The organism is Acidovorax sp. SRB_24 (genome assembly GCF_012931925.1).
This window is the reverse complement of the sequence record NZ_MWOM01000195.1, coordinates 1-618: the sequence shown is the minus strand read 5'-3', so window position 1 is coordinate 618 and position 618 is coordinate 1. Positions and strand designations below refer to the sequence as shown.

At 66.3% G+C, this 618-nt stretch carries 1 protein-coding gene; it reads right to left on the bottom strand.

Translation table 11 applies throughout. From position 1 onward, the window contains the following. Nucleotides 1–332: 332 nt before the first annotated feature. A partial coding sequence (locus B2J89_RS21480; protein ID WP_240965112.1) for a DNA polymerase occupies nt 333–618 on the bottom strand: 286 nt, incomplete at its 5' end.

The window sequence follows — 618 nt, the reverse complement described above, 5'->3', positions numbered from 1 at the left end:
AACGAGATGCCGTAGAGCCCGGTGGCGACGGAAATCGACAGGCCCATGCGCACGGCGGGGGTCCAGGAAGACGGTCGCAAAGTCGGTCGGGGGGTATTCATTGAAATTAATTTTGATAGCTGCCAGCGCTTGCCACATCAGCGCTGGAGGCCAAAAACACCACAAAATGGAGGACAACCGCATTGCAGGTGTGCCGGGCGCGGGCAATTCACACATCCCCCAGTCCATGCCATGGGCGCGACCCATACCAGGGCCCCCGCGCAAGGGCCGCCCCGCCGCGCTGGAGCGTCACCCTGGGGGAAGGCGCCATAGGCGACTCAGGGGGGCAAAGACTAATGCGCCTGGTCCCAGTTCGGCCCCACGCCGACCTCGGCCAGCAACGGCACCTTGAGCTCGGCCACGCCGGCCATCAAGCGCGGGATGTGGCTGCGCAGCCAGTCGACGTCGCCCTCGGGCAGTTCGAACACCAGTTCGTCGTGCACCTGCAGCACCACCAGCACCTCGGGCTTGTGCGCGTCGAGCTCTTTTTGCACCGCCACCATGGCCAACTTGATGAGGTCGGCGGCCGTGCCCTGCATGGGCGCGTTGATGGCCGCGCGCTCGGCGCCGCTGCGGCGC